14 protein-coding genes are annotated in these 14,801 nt (G+C 65.8%); 8 read left to right on the top strand and 6 right to left on the bottom strand.

Annotated features, from left to right (window positions below; genetic code table 11):
- Positions 1 to 90: 90 nt before the first annotated feature.
- A complete protein-coding gene (locus AC1DRP_RS02545; protein ID WP_476767718.1) occupies positions 91 to 2,277 on the bottom strand; it encodes a primosomal protein N' in 2,187 nt (728 codons plus the stop codon).
- Positions 2,278 to 2,353: 76 nt separating this feature from the next.
- Here AC1DRP_RS02545 and AC1DRP_RS02540 point away from each other — a divergent pair, with 76 nt between their 5' ends.
- On the top strand, positions 2,354 to 3,280 hold the full coding sequence (locus AC1DRP_RS02540) for a tyrosine recombinase XerC (protein WP_441504435.1): 927 nt from the start codon (positions 2,354 to 2,356) through the stop codon (positions 3,278 to 3,280).
- Between the two features lie 81 nt (positions 3,281 to 3,361).
- On the top strand, positions 3,362 to 3,937 hold the full coding sequence (locus AC1DRP_RS02535; RefSeq protein WP_441504434.1) for a DUF4337 domain-containing protein: 576 nt from the start codon (positions 3,362 to 3,364) through the stop codon (positions 3,935 to 3,937).
- 4 nt (positions 3,938 to 3,941) lie between these two features.
- Here AC1DRP_RS02535 and AC1DRP_RS02530 read toward each other — a convergent pair whose 3' ends face one another.
- The 5 genes from AC1DRP_RS02530 to AC1DRP_RS02510 form a co-directional block, all read right to left on the bottom strand.
- On the bottom strand, positions 3,942 to 5,336 hold the full coding sequence (locus AC1DRP_RS02530; protein ID WP_441488034.1) for an amidase: 1,395 nt from the start codon (positions 5,334 to 5,336) through the stop codon (positions 3,942 to 3,944).
- A 20-nt stretch (positions 5,337 to 5,356) separates the two neighbouring features.
- A complete protein-coding gene (locus tag AC1DRP_RS02525) occupies positions 5,357 to 6,217 on the bottom strand; it encodes an ABC transporter permease (RefSeq protein ID WP_441488033.1) in 861 nt (286 codons plus the stop codon).
- A complete protein-coding gene (locus AC1DRP_RS02520; protein WP_441504433.1) occupies positions 6,214 to 7,161 on the bottom strand; it encodes an ABC transporter permease in 948 nt (315 codons plus the stop codon). The genes AC1DRP_RS02525 and AC1DRP_RS02520 overlap by 4 nt, the downstream gene beginning before the upstream one ends.
- Positions 7,162 to 7,164: 3 nt before the next feature.
- On the bottom strand, positions 7,165 to 8,655 hold the full coding sequence (locus tag AC1DRP_RS02515; protein ID WP_441504432.1) for an ABC transporter substrate-binding protein: 1,491 nt from the start codon (positions 8,653 to 8,655) through the stop codon (positions 7,165 to 7,167).
- A gap of 97 nt (positions 8,656 to 8,752) precedes the next feature.
- Positions 8,753 to 9,493: a GntR family transcriptional regulator gene (locus tag AC1DRP_RS02510; protein ID WP_476767717.1), complete on the bottom strand. Its 741-nt coding sequence runs from the start codon at positions 9,491 to 9,493 to the stop codon at positions 8,753 to 8,755.
- Between the two features lie 167 nt (positions 9,494 to 9,660).
- On the opposite strand from AC1DRP_RS02510, the gene uxaC reads away from it, so the two are divergent.
- From uxaC to AC1DRP_RS02480, 6 genes are all read left to right on the top strand, one after another.
- A complete protein-coding gene (gene uxaC, locus AC1DRP_RS02505) occupies positions 9,661 to 11,064 on the top strand; it encodes a glucuronate isomerase (protein WP_476767716.1) in 1,404 nt (467 codons plus the stop codon).
- On the top strand, positions 11,061 to 11,912 hold the full coding sequence (gene kduI / locus AC1DRP_RS02500; protein WP_441504429.1) for a 5-dehydro-4-deoxy-D-glucuronate isomerase: 852 nt from the start codon (positions 11,061 to 11,063) through the stop codon (positions 11,910 to 11,912). Before uxaC ends, kduI begins: the two co-directional genes overlap by 4 nt.
- The gene (gene kduD / locus AC1DRP_RS02495; protein WP_441504428.1) at positions 11,912 to 12,676 is read left to right on the top strand and encodes a 2-dehydro-3-deoxy-D-gluconate 5-dehydrogenase KduD; all 765 of its coding nucleotides are present in this window, start codon (positions 11,912 to 11,914) and stop codon (positions 12,674 to 12,676) included. The genes kduI and kduD overlap by 1 nt, the downstream gene beginning before the upstream one ends.
- Positions 12,673 to 13,014: a cupin domain-containing protein gene (locus AC1DRP_RS02490; RefSeq protein WP_441504427.1), complete on the top strand. Its 342-nt coding sequence runs from the start codon at positions 12,673 to 12,675 to the stop codon at positions 13,012 to 13,014. Before kduD ends, AC1DRP_RS02490 begins: the two co-directional genes overlap by 4 nt.
- Positions 13,015 to 13,108: 94 nt before the next feature.
- Positions 13,109 to 14,092 carry a TRAP transporter substrate-binding protein gene (locus AC1DRP_RS02485; RefSeq protein WP_441488025.1) on the top strand — a complete coding sequence of 328 codons (984 nt, stop codon included), beginning with the start codon at positions 13,109 to 13,111 and terminating at the stop codon, positions 14,090 to 14,092.
- A gap of 173 nt (positions 14,093 to 14,265) precedes the next feature.
- Positions 14,266 to 14,799 (top strand): TRAP transporter small permease, encoded by a 534-nt coding sequence (locus AC1DRP_RS02480; RefSeq protein ID WP_441488024.1) that lies wholly within the window; start codon positions 14,266 to 14,268, stop codon positions 14,797 to 14,799.
- The last annotated feature ends 2 nt before the right edge of the window (positions 14,800 to 14,801 follow it).

Below are 14,801 nucleotides of genomic sequence, written 5' to 3'. Positions count from 1 at the left end.
AAATGTGGCGGTGCACTAACATGAGGCTTTGGGGGGCGCAATCCGTAGATCGCGATCAACAGGGCCGTTTTCCGCAGCCGGGCCCTGCACTCACAGGAAGCTTTGCGGGTCGACATCGACCTGAACCCGGACGGAACCCTTCGCTCGCGGAGCGCTCTTCAGCCAGGCACGCAGGTAATCCTGCAGATTGACCTCACGTGCCGTTTTCACGATCAAACGCATGCGATGCCGCCCCCGTAGCACGGCAAGAGGGGCTTCTGCGGGCCCCAGAACGACGACTCCGTCCGGCGGTGCCGCGCAGCGCGCCAGTGCACGGGCATGATTTTCGGCCTCCGCCTGGCTGTTGGCGGAGACGATCAGTCCGGCCAGACGCCCAAAGGGCGGCAGGCCGGCAGCCTCACGAGACGCCGCCTCTGCGGCATAAAACCGCTCCGGGTCGCCCGAGACCAGCGCCTTGAGCACGGGATGGCTGGGATCATGGGTCTGGAGCAGAGCTCGGCCCGGCTTCTCKCCCCGGCCTGCCCTCCCCGTCACCTGACGCAGGACCTGGAAGGTTCGCTCGGCCGCGCGGGGATCGCCCGAGGTCAGGCCGAGATCGGCATCGACGACGCCGACCAGTGTCATCCCCGGAAAATTATGCCCCTTGGCGACGAGCTGGGTACCGATGACGATATCGAACTCCCCCTCCGCCACTGCCATCAGTTCCTGCTTCAGCCGTTCGGTACCACCGGGGAAATCGCTGGAGAGCACGATCGAACGCGCATCGGGGAACAGCGTCGCGACCTCTTCCGCAAGCCGTTCGACACCGGGTCCACAGGCCGCGAGGCTTTCCGGCGCATGACAGGCCGGGCACTCGTGCGGCCGGCGTTCGACATGGCCGCAATGATGGCAGACCAGCGCCCGCCGAAAGCGATGATCGACCAGCCAGGTCGAGCAGTTCGGGCACTGGAACCGGTGACCGCAATCACGGCAGAGCGTCAGCGGTGCGTAGCCGCGGCGGTTGAGGAACAGCAGCGACTGCTCCTTCGCCTCCAGATTGGTCGTGATGGCCTTGACGAGCGCGCCCGAAATCCAGCGCCCGCGTTCAGGCTTGTCGCGCTTGAGATCCACGAGATCGAGCGTCGGCAGTTCCCGCCCGCCAAAACGTTCCGGCAGTTTCAGATAGGCATAGCGCCCGCGCTCGGCATTGACGCGCGTTACCAGCGATGGCGTCGCAGAGGTGAGGATGACCGGCGCCTTCTCGATCATGCCGCGCACCACCGCCATGTCGCGGGCGTGATAGCTGACGCCGTCCTCCTGCTTGTAGGCGGCCTCGTGCTCTTCATCGACCACGATCAGCCCGAGATCACGGTAGGGCAAGAACAGGGCCGAGCGCGCGCCCGCCACCACTCTCGCCTCGCCGCTTGCGATCGCCGCCTGCAGCCGCTCCCGCCGCCGCCCCGAGACTGCCGAGTGCCAAAGCCCGGGCCGCACGCCAAACCGGGCCTCGAAGCGGTCGATAAACTGCGCCGTCAGCGCGATTTCCGGCATCAGGATCAGGCTCTGGCGACCGATCCGGATCGCCTCCGCCACAGCTTCGAAATAGACCTCCGTCTTGCCCGACCCCGTGACGCCCTCGAGCAGGGTCACGCCGGAGGCCGCCGCCTTGACGGACGCAACCAGTGCCGTCGCCGCCGCGGCCTGTCCCGCCGACAGGGCCGGTCGCGCGTGATCCGGGTCGGGAATGTCGACGACCTCACCGCGCGGCAGCGCCTCGATGGCAAAAGTCCCCGCATCGACGAGCGAATCGATCACCGCCCCACTCACCGAGGCCGTCTCGGCCAGCGCCGATTTCGCGATCAGCAGGCCGCCCTCCGCCGCCGCGATGGCTCGCGCCCGGGCCGGCGTCATGCGCTGGGGCGGCGGCCCGACGAGTCGGACGCCCATCTTCGGTCGTTCCGGCGTATCATCGGGCGGGCGCCGCAGCGCAAGCGCCAGCACCGAACCCTTGGCCGCAAGCGTGTACCAAGCGACCCAGTCGACCAGCTTCATCAGGGCCGGATCGAGCGGCGGCATGTCCATTTTGGCGCTGACGCGCTTCAGGTTGCCACCACGCCCCGAGCCCAGGCTCCAGACGACGCCCACAGTCTCGCGCGGGCCCAGCGGCACCTGCACGATATCGCCGGGTTTGAGCGCGAGCCCGTCTGGAACCGCATAACTATACGCCTGATCGAGCGCGAGCGGGATCAGCACGTCGACCGTGCCGCCTGTTTCGATGCCTGTCTCAACCTCGCTCATGCGCCCGTGTCTAGCATCGATTCGGTCCCTGTTAAGGCAGGGGCGTCATGCTCGGCTCAGACCACAGGGGACGCCGATGACCGATTTCGAGACCCTGCGCCAAAACTGGCTCGTCCATCTCGCCAGCGAGCGCCGTCTTTCACCCAAGACGCTCGAGGCCTATGGCCGCGACCTTGCGCAGTTCTCCACCTTTCTCGACGGCCATTTCGGCGGCAAGCCGACCCTCGAGAATCTGGCAGCGCTGAAGCCGCTCGACTTGCGCGCCTTTCTCGGCCAGCGTCGGCGTGACGGCGTCGGCAACCGCACACTGATGCGCCAGCTTGCCTCGCTGCGCTCCTTTGCCCGCTTCGGAGAACGCACCGGCAAGCTCACGGCCTCRGCCTTTGCCGCGACGCGCGGGCCGCGCATTGGAAAATCGCTGCCGCGCCCGCTTGATGCCAAGGCCGCAAAGGCCGTGATGCAGGCCGATATCCGCGCCGGCGAGGACCGCGAAACCTGGATCCTGGCACGAGACGCAGCCGTGCTCGCCCTGCTCTATGGCTGCGGCCTGCGCATCTCCGAGGCGCTTGGGTTGTCGCGCGCGCAGGCACCAAGGAGCGCATCGGATACGCTGACCGTGATCGGCAAGGGCCAGAAGACCCGCATGGTGCCTGTTCTGCCGGTCGTGGTCACCGCGATCGAGGAGTATCTCTCGCTCTGCCCCTGGCGATTGCCGCCGGAGGGCCCGCTCTTCCTCGGCGCCAAGGGTGGACCGCTCTCGCCCCGCATCATCCAGCTCGCGGTCGAGGGCCTGCGCGGCGCGCTCGGCCTGCCCTCGTCTGCGACCCCGCATAGCCTGCGCCATTCCTTCGCGACCCATCTGCTCGGGCGTGGCGGCGATTTAAGGGCCATCCAGGAGCTACTCGGGCACGCGTCCCTCTCGACGACGCAAATCTATACCCGCATCGATTCGGCCCGTTTGATGGCGGCTTATGATGCGGCCCATCCCCGCGCCCAACGATAAGAGCCCAAGGCGAGCGAGCCCCCTTGATTCCGCCGCGGAACCCGGCCATTGCCCGCCGTCTCCGGGGGGAACCAGAATCGCATGTCTTCGCCAGCAGCCGACGTCACCGAAACCGCCACCAGCGGCAGCAACAAGCGCATCGCCCTGCTCATCGCGATGCTCGCCCTGATGCTGGCCTTCTCAGAAATCGGCGGCAAGAACGCCGAGCAGGAATCGATCGCCAAGAACATCGAGGCTTCGAATCTCTGGTCATTCTTCCAGGCCAAGACGATCCGCGGCACCACACTGCGCACGGCCGCGGAGGCGATGGAGATCGATCTCGCAGCCGCGACGGACCCCGCCACCCGCGAGCGCATGCAGAAGCGCATCGACGGCTGGAAGCAGACGATTGCGCGCTATGATTCGGAGCCCGAGACCAATGAAGGCCGCAAGGAACTGGTCGCGCGCGCCAAGACGGCCGAGGCCGTGCGTGACATCGCAGCGGCCCGCGACGACAAATACGACATCGTCTCAGGCCTGCTTCAGATCGCGATCGTGATTTCCTCGGCCGCGATCATCACCGGCGTGACGATGCTGGCCCTCACCGGCGCCGGCCTTGGCGTGATCAGTTTCGCCCTGATGCTGGTGGCGCAGTTCGCGCCGACCGCGCTGTTCTGAACCCTCACACGGTCTGTGGCGGCGCAGGCCATGGCACCTCGCTGCCGCGTAGAATTTCCCAGGCCCGCGCCATTCTCAACACGCCGAGATCGTCGAACCGCCGCCCGGTGATCTGCAAGCCGATCGGCAACCCCTCGGGAGTAAGCCCGGCATGGACCGAKACCGCCGGCTGATCCGACATGTTCGCTGAGACCGTGAACGCGATGTGCTCGAAGGGCCGCTCAGGGTCGTGGATGGGCGAGGCCAGCTCAGCCGCATAGGCCGGCACAGGGGAAACCGGCGACAGCACGAAATCGAACGGTGCACAGGCTTTCAGCGCCGCATCGCGCATCGCCAGCATCTGGCTCATCCCGCGATAGACTCTTTCGCCACTCAGATTCCGGCCGCCCTCGGCCCAGGCGTAGATATAGGGCAGAACCCGTCCCTGCCTGGCATCCGACAGGCCGCCAATGTCGACCCAGGCGCGCTGCCGCCAGAAATCATCAAGCCCGTCCAGCATTTCGCGGGTCAGGAAGGGCGCAACCGGCTCGACAATCGCGCCAGCCGCCACAAAGGCCCTGGCCGCCGCCTCGATCGCAGCCCGGGTATGCGGCTCGACGGCAAGCCCGACTCCGGCATCGACCTGGAGCCCCAGCCGCAAGCCCTTGACGTCAAACTCCAGCGCCAGCCAGTCGATCTCCTGTGGCGGCAGGCTCATGCCATCGCGCCTGTCCGGCCGGGACAGTTCCCGCATCATCAGCGCCGCATCCGCGACCGAGCGGGTCATCGGCCCGGCGACGCGGCCGTAATAGGTCGGGTCGATCGGCACGCGGCCAAAGCTCGGCTTGAGGCCGACCAAGCCGCACCAGCCGGCCGGCAGGCGGATCGAGCCACCGATATCGGTGCCGACATGAAGCGGCCCATAGCCCGCAGCTCCCGCCGCACCCGCCCCAGCCGAGGAGCCGCCAGGATTCTTGGTCAGGTCCCAGGGGTTGCAGGCGAGTTCGTGAAAGCTCGACAAACCCGAGGAGAGCATGCCGTAATCCGGCATCGTCGTCTTGGCGAGGATGACGCAGCCGGCCTCCCTCAACCGCGCCGCCGGCGGTGCGTCCGCCGATGCCGGCTCGAGATCGCGCGCGGCCGTGCCGAGCGGCACCGGCACGCCCTTGGTCGCGATGTTCTCCTTGATCGTGCCGGGCACCCCGTCGAGAGCCAGCGCCTCCCCCTTCAGCCAGCGCATCTCGGAGGCCTTCGCCATCGCTCGCGCCGCGGCGGGATCATAGGCATAGAGCGCCTTGAGCTGCGGCTCCCATGCGGTAATCCGTGCGATCACCGCCTCGGTCGCCTCGACCGGCGAGAATGTCCGTGCGGCATAGCCGGCGAGAAGCTCCGTCGCGCTCAGATCGGCAAGATCGGTCATCGTCTCATCCTCATCGTCACTCAGCGGCTTCGGCGCAGGCGCGGGTCGATGGCATCGCGCAGGCCGTCGCCGAGCAGATTGAAGCCGAGCACCGCGATGGCAATCGCCGCGCCGGGAAAGATAGCGAGCCATGGCTGCACCGCCATGAAGGTCTGCGCCTCGTTCAGCATGCGTCCCCAGGACGGATTCGGCGGCTGCGTGCCGAGCCCGAGATAGGACAGCCCCGCCTCCGCCAGGATCGCCAGTGCGAACTGGATCGTCGCCTGTACGACGATGACGCCAGCAACATTCGGCAGGACATGGCGGACGCTGATCTGCACATTGTCGAGCCCGGCCGCCCGCGCCGCCTGGATATAATCCCGCGTCCAGACCTGAATCGCCACCCCGCGCGCCAGGCGCGCGAAATAAGGCAGGTTCAGGATGCCGATCGCGACGATGGCGTTGAGCATGCCCGGCCCGGCGATCGCCGTGATCATGATCGCCGTCAGCACCGCCGGGAAGGCATGGGTGAAGTCGGCCGTGCGCATGATCAGGTTGTCGAGGAAGCCGTCGCGCCGGATCGCCGCCAGCAGACCGAGCGTTGTGCCGAGCACCAGACCGAACCCGACCGCGCCGAGCCCGACCGCCAGCGAGTTGCGGGCGCCCACCATGATCATCGAGAAGACGTCGCGACCGAATTGGTCGGTCCCGAACCAGTTCGTCGCCGAAGGGGGCTTCAGGCGATTCAGGATCATCATCTGCGTCGGCGGATAGGGCGTCCAGACATAGGACAGCAGCGCCCCCGCAACGATGATCCCGGTCAGCGCGAAACCGATCAGGAAGGAGGGGCCCGTCCACCAGCGTTTCGCCGAGACCGGGGCCGACGCACCGGCCGGTGTCACGACGCCTCCCTCAGGCGCGGGTCGATGAGCCCATAGACGAGCTCGACCGCAAAATTCACCAGGATGGCGAGGCCGGCAAACAGCATCACCAGATCCTTCACGACGATCAGGTCATGCTGGGTGATCGACTGGAAGACGAGGCGCCCGAGCCCCGGCAGCGCAAAGACATTCTCGATGATGATCGCGCCGGCGATCAGCACCGAGAATTGCAGCCCCATGATGGTAACGACCGGAATCAAGGCGTTGCGCAGTGCATGCCTGACCACCGTGACCGGTTCTGCCAGTCCCTTGGCGCGAGCGGTACGGACGAAATCCTCCTGCAGCGTGTCGAGCATCGAGGAGCGCGTCACCCTGGCCAGGATCGCCGCCTGCGGCAGGGCGAGCGCGAGGGCCGGCAGCAGCAGCGCCTTCACGGCAGCAGCCGGCCCGGCCTGCCAGCCCGGGAAACCGCCGGCCGGAAACCAGCCGAGCCCGATCGCGAAAAGCAGCACGAGCAAGAGGCCGAACCAGAAATTCGGAACAGCCAGCCCGAGCTGCGCGAAGACCATCACGGCCGCATCGGTCGGCCGATTATGATTGGCTGCGGCGAGCAAGCCAAGTGGAACGCCAATCGATGTAGCCAGCATGATCGCCCCCAGCGCCAATGGCAGGGTGACAGCCATCCGCTCGCCGATCAGCTGGGCCACCGGCACACGATAGGTGTAGCTCAGGCCGAGATCGCCGGTCAGGAGGCCCGAAATCCAGGCGAGAAAACGGACCAGTGCCGGCTTGTCGAGCCCCATCTCCAGGCGCAGGGCCGCCAGCGCCTCGGGAGCCGCATTGAGCCCAAGCGTCACGGCAGCCGGATCGCCCGGCAGCACCTCGAGCGCGATGAAGATCACCAGCGCCGCACCAAGCAGAGTGGCGACAAGCGCCACGCACCGGCGCGCCAGGAACGACAGCACGACCTAGCGCCAGCGCACCTCGGCGAGCGGCGTGATCGGGAGCGGCCAATCCGTCCACATCCCGTCCAGCCCGGCCGCCGTCACCGTGATCTTCGGCAGGATGAAGAGGAAGCCGTTGACCGCATCGCGCGCCAGGATGCGCTGGGCTTGCCTGTACATCTCATTGCGTTGGCCCTCGTCGAGGGTGACGTCGATCTTCGCCATCAGTGCCTTGAACTCGGGGTTCTTGTACTGGAAGTAGTAGTCGTCGCGGGCATAGATATTGATGTCGAGCGGTTCGGTATGGGCGATCACGCTCAGGTCGAAATCCTTGCCGCGGAAGACGCGCTCCAGCCATTGCGGGAATTCGAGCGGCTCGATCGAGGCGTTGATGCCGATCTGCGCAAGCAGCGCCGCAATGATCTCGCCCGAACGCCGGGCATAGGTCGGCGGCGGCAGTTTCAGCGTGCAGGAGAAGCCGTTCGGGAAGCCGGCCGCGGCCAGCAGCGCCTTGGCCTTGGGGATATCGACCGGATAGGTGCCGGTCAGGTCTATATAGGCCGGATGCAATGGTGAGAAATGACTGCCGATCAGGTCGACATCGAAGCCGTAGACCCCGAGCGCGATCGTCTTGCGGTCGAGCACATGAGCGATCGCCTGACGCACGCGCAGATCGTTGAACGGCGCCTTGGCATTGTTGATGGCGAGGATGACCTCGCCCTCCGTCTTGCCGAAACTGACCTTGAGCTTGGGATCAGCCTTGAGCTGCGGCACGGCTTCAGGGGCCGCCAGATTGGTTTGCGCGTGGACATCCCCGGCCCGCAACGCGGCGACCTGCGCCTGCGGATCGGCGATAAAGCGGAAGGTCGCCTTGGCGAGTGTCGGCTTCTCCCCCCAATAGCCGTCGAAGCGTTCGAGCTCGAGCCTGTCGCCACGATTCCAGCGCACGAACTTGAACGGGCCGGTGCCAACCGGATTGGTCTTGTTGTTGGCGGCGCTCGCTGGCGCCACGATCACCGCATCGCCCCAGGCGAGACCGTAGAGGAAATTCGCCGTCGGCTGTTTCAGCCTGATGACCACGGACGCCGGATCAGGCGTCGCGATCTCCGCGATCGGCGTGAACAGCTGGCGCTGGGCGTTGGTCGATTCCGGAGCCACGGCCCGCTCGAACGAGAACCTGACCTGTTCGGAGCTGAACGGGGTGCCGTCATGGAACGTCGCGCCCCGCCGCAGCTTGAAGCTGTAGGTGATATTGTCGGGTGCGATCTCCCAGCTTTCGGCGAGGCAGGGCACGATCTTGCCGGTCCGGTCCATCTTGACCAGGCCTTCGAAGATGTTCTGCAAGGTAACTTCGCGGATCGCCTGCGCCGCGCCCGAGGTCGGGTCGAGCGTCGGCGGTTCCAGCGTCATCGCAATGATGACGCTGTCCTTGGCCTGCGCCAGAGCAACGAAAGGCAACTGGGCCGCCAGCGCGGCTGCGCCTGCTCCGGCAAGAAGGTCACGCCGCGTCGTCATCAGCCACTCCCATGCATGTCGCGGCGCAAGATGGCGCGGGAGATGGGCCCGGCGCAAGACGGCTCTTCCGTTTCGTCCACGCGACAGACCGATCGCGTCAGACGAAGTAATCTGGATGCTTTGCCTGAAGATGCACGAGATCGGGCAGGAGCGTGCCGAGATGGGTGCGCATCGCCGCAACCGCCTCGGTGGCGCGGCCCTTGCGGATGGCATCGACGATCGACAGGTGCTCGCGGATCACCATCGCCATGCGCCCGGGCACCGGCAGGGTCATGCGTCGGCAGCGGTCGATCTGGCTTTTCGCCGCCTGTGCGATTTTCCAGATACCGGGATACCCGGCGGCATCGGCCAGCGTCTCGTGAAAGGCTTCGTCCGCGAGATGGAAATTCTCCTGATCGCCGATATCGAAGGCTTCGTGCAGGCGCGCGACCGTGGCATCAAGTCGGGCGATGGCCTCCGGCGTCGCGATGCGGGCAAGCAATTCCACGGTCGCGCATTCCAGCGCCTGCCGGATGAAGACCGCTTCGGGAATAGCCCCGGTCGGGATGCGCGCAACGAAAGTCCCCGCCTGCGGAAAGATCTCGACCAGCCCCTCTTCCTTGAGACGGATCAGCGCTTCGCGGACCGGGGTACGGCTGACGCCGAAGYGCGCCGTCAGCTCCTTCTCGGAGAGCGGCACGCCGGGCCTCAGCTCCATGGCGAGGATGGCGCGTCGGAGATCGTCCTGAACCAGTGAAGCGGCCGTCGAGCGCCCGGCGGGAGCCACGGCCCGCCCCAGGGGGCGGCGCTCGCGTCGATTATCCGCCGCATGGCCGCGGCCGCCTGCGAGCTCGTTCATCGTCCCGTCCCAGCCACCCATGTCTCCCGAACGCTCCGGCCTAAGCCCTGTGAGCGCCACCCTCCTTAGGCGCTACCACAATCACTTTTGACATACTAGTATATTAGTATATTGATCCGATACGCTTCTCGCCCGTACAGTCGCGGGCCTATCGGGACAGATTGCTGATGTTGCTGCACGATGATCGCCTGTTTCCTGCCGATCCGGTGACGCGAGGCATCGCGCGCCGTCTCTATGCCGGGATTCGCGATCTCCCGATCATCTCGCCACACGGCCATACCGACCCGCGCTGGTTCGCCGAGGACAAGCCGTTCCCGGATCCGGCGACGCTGCTGGTCAAGCCCGACCATTACATCTTCCGGATGCTCTACTCGCAGGGCGTCAGGCTCGAGCAGCTCGGCATCGCCCGCAAGGATGGCGGCCCGGTCGAGACCGATACCCGCGCGATCTGGCGGCTCTTCGCCAGCCATTGGCGGCTGTTCCGCGGCACGCCGACCCGGCTCTGGTTCGAGCATGCCCTGTCCGGGGTCTTCGGCATCAACGAGCGCCTGAGCCCGGAGAATGCGGACCGCATCTACGACCGCATCGCCGAAAAGCTAGAGCAGCCGGAGTTTCGTCCCCGCGCCCTGTTCGAGCGCTTCAACATCGAGGCGATCGCGACCACCGAGGGCGCGCTCGACGACCTGAAATGGCACGACATGATCCGGGAATCCGGCTGGGGCGGCAAGGTCGTCACGGCCTATCGGCCGGACAGCGTCGTCGACCCCGAATTCGAGGGCTTCAAGGACAATCTCGCACAGTTCGGCGAGCTGACCGGCGAAGATGTCACGAACTGGACCGGCTATCTCGCGGCCCACCGCGCTCGCCGGGCCTATTTCAAACAGCGCGGCGCGACCTCCTCGGACCATGGCCACGCCACCGCGCGCACGGCAAATCTCTCGCAGGCCGAAAGCGAGAAGCTCTTCGCCAAGATCCTGAAGKGCAAGTTCTCGGCCGAGGATGCCGACCTGTTCCGCGGTCAGATGCTCACCGAGATGGCGAAGATGAGCCTCGATGACGGCTTCGTCCTGCAGATCCACCCCGGCTCCGTCCGCAACCATAACCCGATGCTGTTCGAAACCTTCGGCCGCGATATGGGCTGCGATATCCCGCGCGGCGTGGATTACGTTTCGGCACTGAAGCCGCTGCTCGATGCGGTGGGCAACGAACCCAACCTGACGGTCATCGCCTTCACGCTCGACGAGACCGTCTATTCCCGCGAACTCGCGCCGCTCGCCGGACATTATCCCGCTTTGAAGCTCGGACCCGGCTGGTGGTTCCTCGACGCGCCGGAAGCCATGCTGCGCTTCCGCGAGCTCACGACGGAGACCGCAGGCTTCTACAATACCGTCGGCTTCAACGACGACACGCGCGCCTATCTCTCGATTCCGGCCCGTCACGACGTCGCTCGCCGCTGCGACTGCACCTATCTCGCCAAGCTCGTCGCCGAGCATCGCCTCGGCGAGGACGAGGCGGCGGAGGTGGCCTACGACCTCGCCTATCGCCTGGCCAAGGAGGCCTACCGCCTGTGACCAGCGCAGCGAGCTCGATCGACGAACGCCAGGCCGCGCATCCACGCGATGTGAAGCGCTACGACACCGAGGCACTGCGTCAGGACTTCCTGGTCGAGCGCATCTTCGTGCCGGGTGAGCTGACGCGGACCTACAGCCATTACGACCGCATGATCGTCGGCGGCGCCACCCCGGTKAGCAAGCCGCTGACGCTCGATCCCTTCGCTCCGACCGGCACGCCCTTCTACCTGGCGCGCCGCGAACTCGGGGTAATCAATATCGGCGGCGCCGGCACGGTCACCGTCGACGGCAAGCAGTTCGCACTGCCGAACCTCGACGCGCTCTATGTCGGACTGGGCGCGAAGGAGGTCAGCTTCTCCAGCGCCGATCCGGCCAACCCCGCCAAGTTCTACCTGACCAGCGCCCCCGCCCATCGCGAGGCGCCGCATCAGCTCATCCGCCAGTCGGATGCCAATACGCTGCATCTCGGCTCGGCCGAGACCTCGAACAAGCGCACCATCCGGCAATACATCATGCCGAACACGACCGGCACCAACCAGCTCGTCATGGGCATGACGGCACTCGAGCCCGGCTCGGTCTGGAACTCCATGCCCTGCCACACCCATACGCGGCGGATGGAAGCCTATCTCTATTTCAACCTCGACCCGGCCCATCGCGTCTTCCATTTCATGGGCGAACCGACCGAAACCCGGCATCTGCTCGTCGCCAACGAGCAGGCCGTGATTTCGCCGAACTGGTCGATCCATTGCGGCTGCGGCACCTCGAACTACGCCTTCGTCTGGGCCATGGCCGGCGACAATGTCGAGTTCACCGACATGGACGCCGCGCCCGTCGAGATGCTGCGCTGATGGTTGCGCGTGCGCCCTTCGATCTCGTCGGGCGCACGGCGCTCGTCACAGGCGCCAATACCGGCATCGGCCAGGGCATTGCGCTGTCGCTGGCTGAGGCCGGAGCCACGGTCGTCGCCGCCGGCCGCTCGTCCATGACCGAGACGGTGGCAATGATCACCAGTGCCGGCGGACGCTGCCTGCCGCTCGCCGTCGATCTGCAGCAACCCGGGATCGCAGCCGAGGCCGTCACCAGAGCCAGCGAAGCCGCCGGTCCGCTCGATATTCTCGTCAACAATGCCGGTATCATCCGCCGCGCCGACGCTCTCGATTTCAGCGAGAGCGACTGGGACGAGGTCATGAACGTGAACCTCAAGGCGAGTTTCTTCCTGTCCCAGGCCTTTGCGAAGGCAGCGCTCGCGGCCGGCCGCAGCGGGCGCATCGTCAACATCGCCTCGCTGCTCTCCTTCCAGGGCGGTATCCGCGTCGCCTCCTATACCGCGAGCAAGAGCGGGCTTGCCGGCCTGACCCGGCTGTTGGCCTGCGAATGGGCGGGCAAGGGCATCAATGTGAACGCGATCGCCCCCGGCTATGTCGAGAGCAACAACACGCAGGCCCTGCGCGAGGATGCCGACCGTAACGCCGCCATCCTTGCCCGCATCCCGGCTGGTCGTTGGGGCAAGCCTTCGGATATCGGCGGGGCTGCCGTCTTCCTTGCAAGCGACGCGGCGGCCTACGTGCATGGTGCGATCATCCCCGTCGATGGAGGCTGGCTGGCACGATGAGCGAGCGTCTCAACTCCTTCTTCCAGCATGAGCGCGACTTCGCCTGGCAGGCGACCGAGCCCGGCGTGAAGCGCAAGATCATGGCCTATGGGCCCGACCTGATGATCGTCCGCGTCGTCTTCGAGGCCGGAGCCATCGGCAAGGCGCACCAGCACCCGCATCGTCAGGCGTCCTATGTCGAGAGCGGCGTCTTCGACGTCACGATTGACGGCAGGACCAGCAGGCTAGCGGCCGGCGACAGCTTCTTCGTGCCCGAAAACCTCGTCCATGGCGTCGTCGCCATCGAGGCCGGGCAGTTGATCGATTCCTTCACGCCGATGCGGAGGGAATTTCTCTAAGGCCGAAGCCGGCATGGGGCGGCACGGCTCCCGAACACGGGGCAAGAACGACCGGGAAAATCCGGCGATCTATTCAAACGGGAGGAACAGGAACATGCTTACAAGACGGACAGTCTCCGCGCTCGTCGGCGCGGCTTTCATCGCAGCGACCGTCGGCGCGGCTCAGGCGCAGAACGTCACCCTGCGCTCCACCGACATCCACCCTGACGGCTATCCGACCATCGAAGCGGTCAAATACATGGGCCAGCTGCTGGATCAGCGGACCAATGGACGCATCAAGATCAACGTCTTCCACTCCGCCCAGCTCGGCCAGGAGAAGGATACGATCGATCAGACGCGCTTTGGCGTCATCGACATGAACCGCATCAACATGGCGCCGTTCAACAACCTGATCCCGGCGACCAACATACCCTCGCTGCCCTTCATCTTCCGCTCGGTCGATCATATGCGGAAAGTCATGGACGGCCCGATCGGCGACAACCTGCTCAAGGATTTTGAGAAGCACGACCTGATCGGCCTCGCCTTCTACGATTCCGGCTCGCGCTCCTTCTATAACGGCAAGCGCCCGATCGGCTCGCCAGCCGACATGAAGGGCATGAAGATTCGCGTCCAGCAGTCCGACATGTTCGTGGCTCTGGTCTCGGCGCTCGGCGCCAATGCCACCCCGATGCCGTTCGGCGAAGTCTATTCGGCGCTGCAGACCGGCGTCATCGACGGCGCCGAGAACAACTGGCCGTCCTACGAGTCGACCCGCCATTTCGAGGTCTCGAAGTTCTATTCGACCACCGAGCACTCGCTCTCGCCGGAGGTGCTCGTGATGTCGAAGCGCAGCTTCGACAAGTTCAACGCGGCGGACCAGGCGCTGATCAAGACCGCAGCCAAGGAATCCGTCGCCAAGATGCGCGAGCTCTGGGATGCGCGCGAGAAGGAGTCGGAAGCCAAGGTCAAAGCTGGCGGCGCACAGATCAACACGGTCGAGAAGCAGCCCTTCATCGATGCGATGAAGCCCGTCTACGACAAGTTCGTCACCGATCCGAAGCTCAAGGAGATGGTGGCTGCCATCCAGGCGGTGAAGTGAAGGCCGGCGCGGCCCTTCCGGCCGCGCCCAGTCACTTGCGTCTCCTTTTCGGCCTTCCCCGGGTGGAGCGGTTCTGACGATCCCGCTTCGCAGGCGGTTTTCACCGCCGGCGAAACTGGAACAAGCCAGCATCACCCGGGAAAAAGCGCCTCACGCGGCGCCGGAGCGTCTTGATGCTTCTCCTTGCACAAATCCTGACCCGGCTGGGCGCCAAGCTCTGCCTCATTGCACTGGTCATCGCCGGGGCAGGTCTTGTCGCCATGACCGTGATCGTCGCATGGGGCGTCTTCGGGCGTTATGTGCTGAACGACACGCCGATCTGGGTCGAGGCCAGCGCCCTCTTCCTGATGTCCTGGTTCATCCTGCTCGGCGCCGCAGTCGGCGTGCGCGAGAGCGATCATCTCGGCTTCGAGGTCGGCCTCGCCATGTCGCCGCCGCCGCTGCGCAACGGRCTGATCATCCTGACCGAGCTTCTGGTGATTGCCTTCGGCCTCGCCATGCTGGTCTATGGCGCGCAGCTCGCCATCGGGACCTGGAGCGACCGCCTGCCGATCATCGGCATCTCGCGCGGCTGGGACTATGTCCCCATCGCGGTCGGCGGCGCCTTGATCGCCCTCTTCTCCTTCGAAAAGCTCATGCTCTTTCTCACCAAGGCGAAATCCGCCCCGCTCGGCTTCACGCATTTCGGCAGCGCACAGGAAGTCTGAGC

Source organism: Allobosea sp. 01N443 (genome assembly GCF_056399325.1).
This window is presented reverse-complemented; position numbering and strand designations above follow the sequence as displayed.

What these genes read in the sequence shown, in the direction of transcription:
- AC1DRP_RS02485 (WP_441488025.1), top strand. Translation starts at nt 13,109, where the DNA reads ATGCTTACAAGACGGACAGTCTCCGCGCTCGTCGGCGCGGCTTTCATC.
- AC1DRP_RS02535 (WP_441504434.1), top strand. Translation starts at nt 3,362, where the DNA reads ATGTCTTCGCCAGCAGCCGACGTCACCGAAACCGCCACCAGCGGCAGC.
- AC1DRP_RS02515 (WP_441504432.1), bottom strand. Translation starts at nt 8,655, where the DNA reads ATGACGACGCGGCGTGACCTTCTTGCCGGAGCAGGCGCAGCCGCGCTG.
- kduD (WP_441504428.1), top strand. Translation starts at nt 11,912, where the DNA reads ATGGTTGCGCGTGCGCCCTTCGATCTCGTCGGGCGCACGGCGCTCGTC.
- AC1DRP_RS02490 (WP_441504427.1), top strand. Translation starts at nt 12,673, where the DNA reads ATGAGCGAGCGTCTCAACTCCTTCTTCCAGCATGAGCGCGACTTCGCC.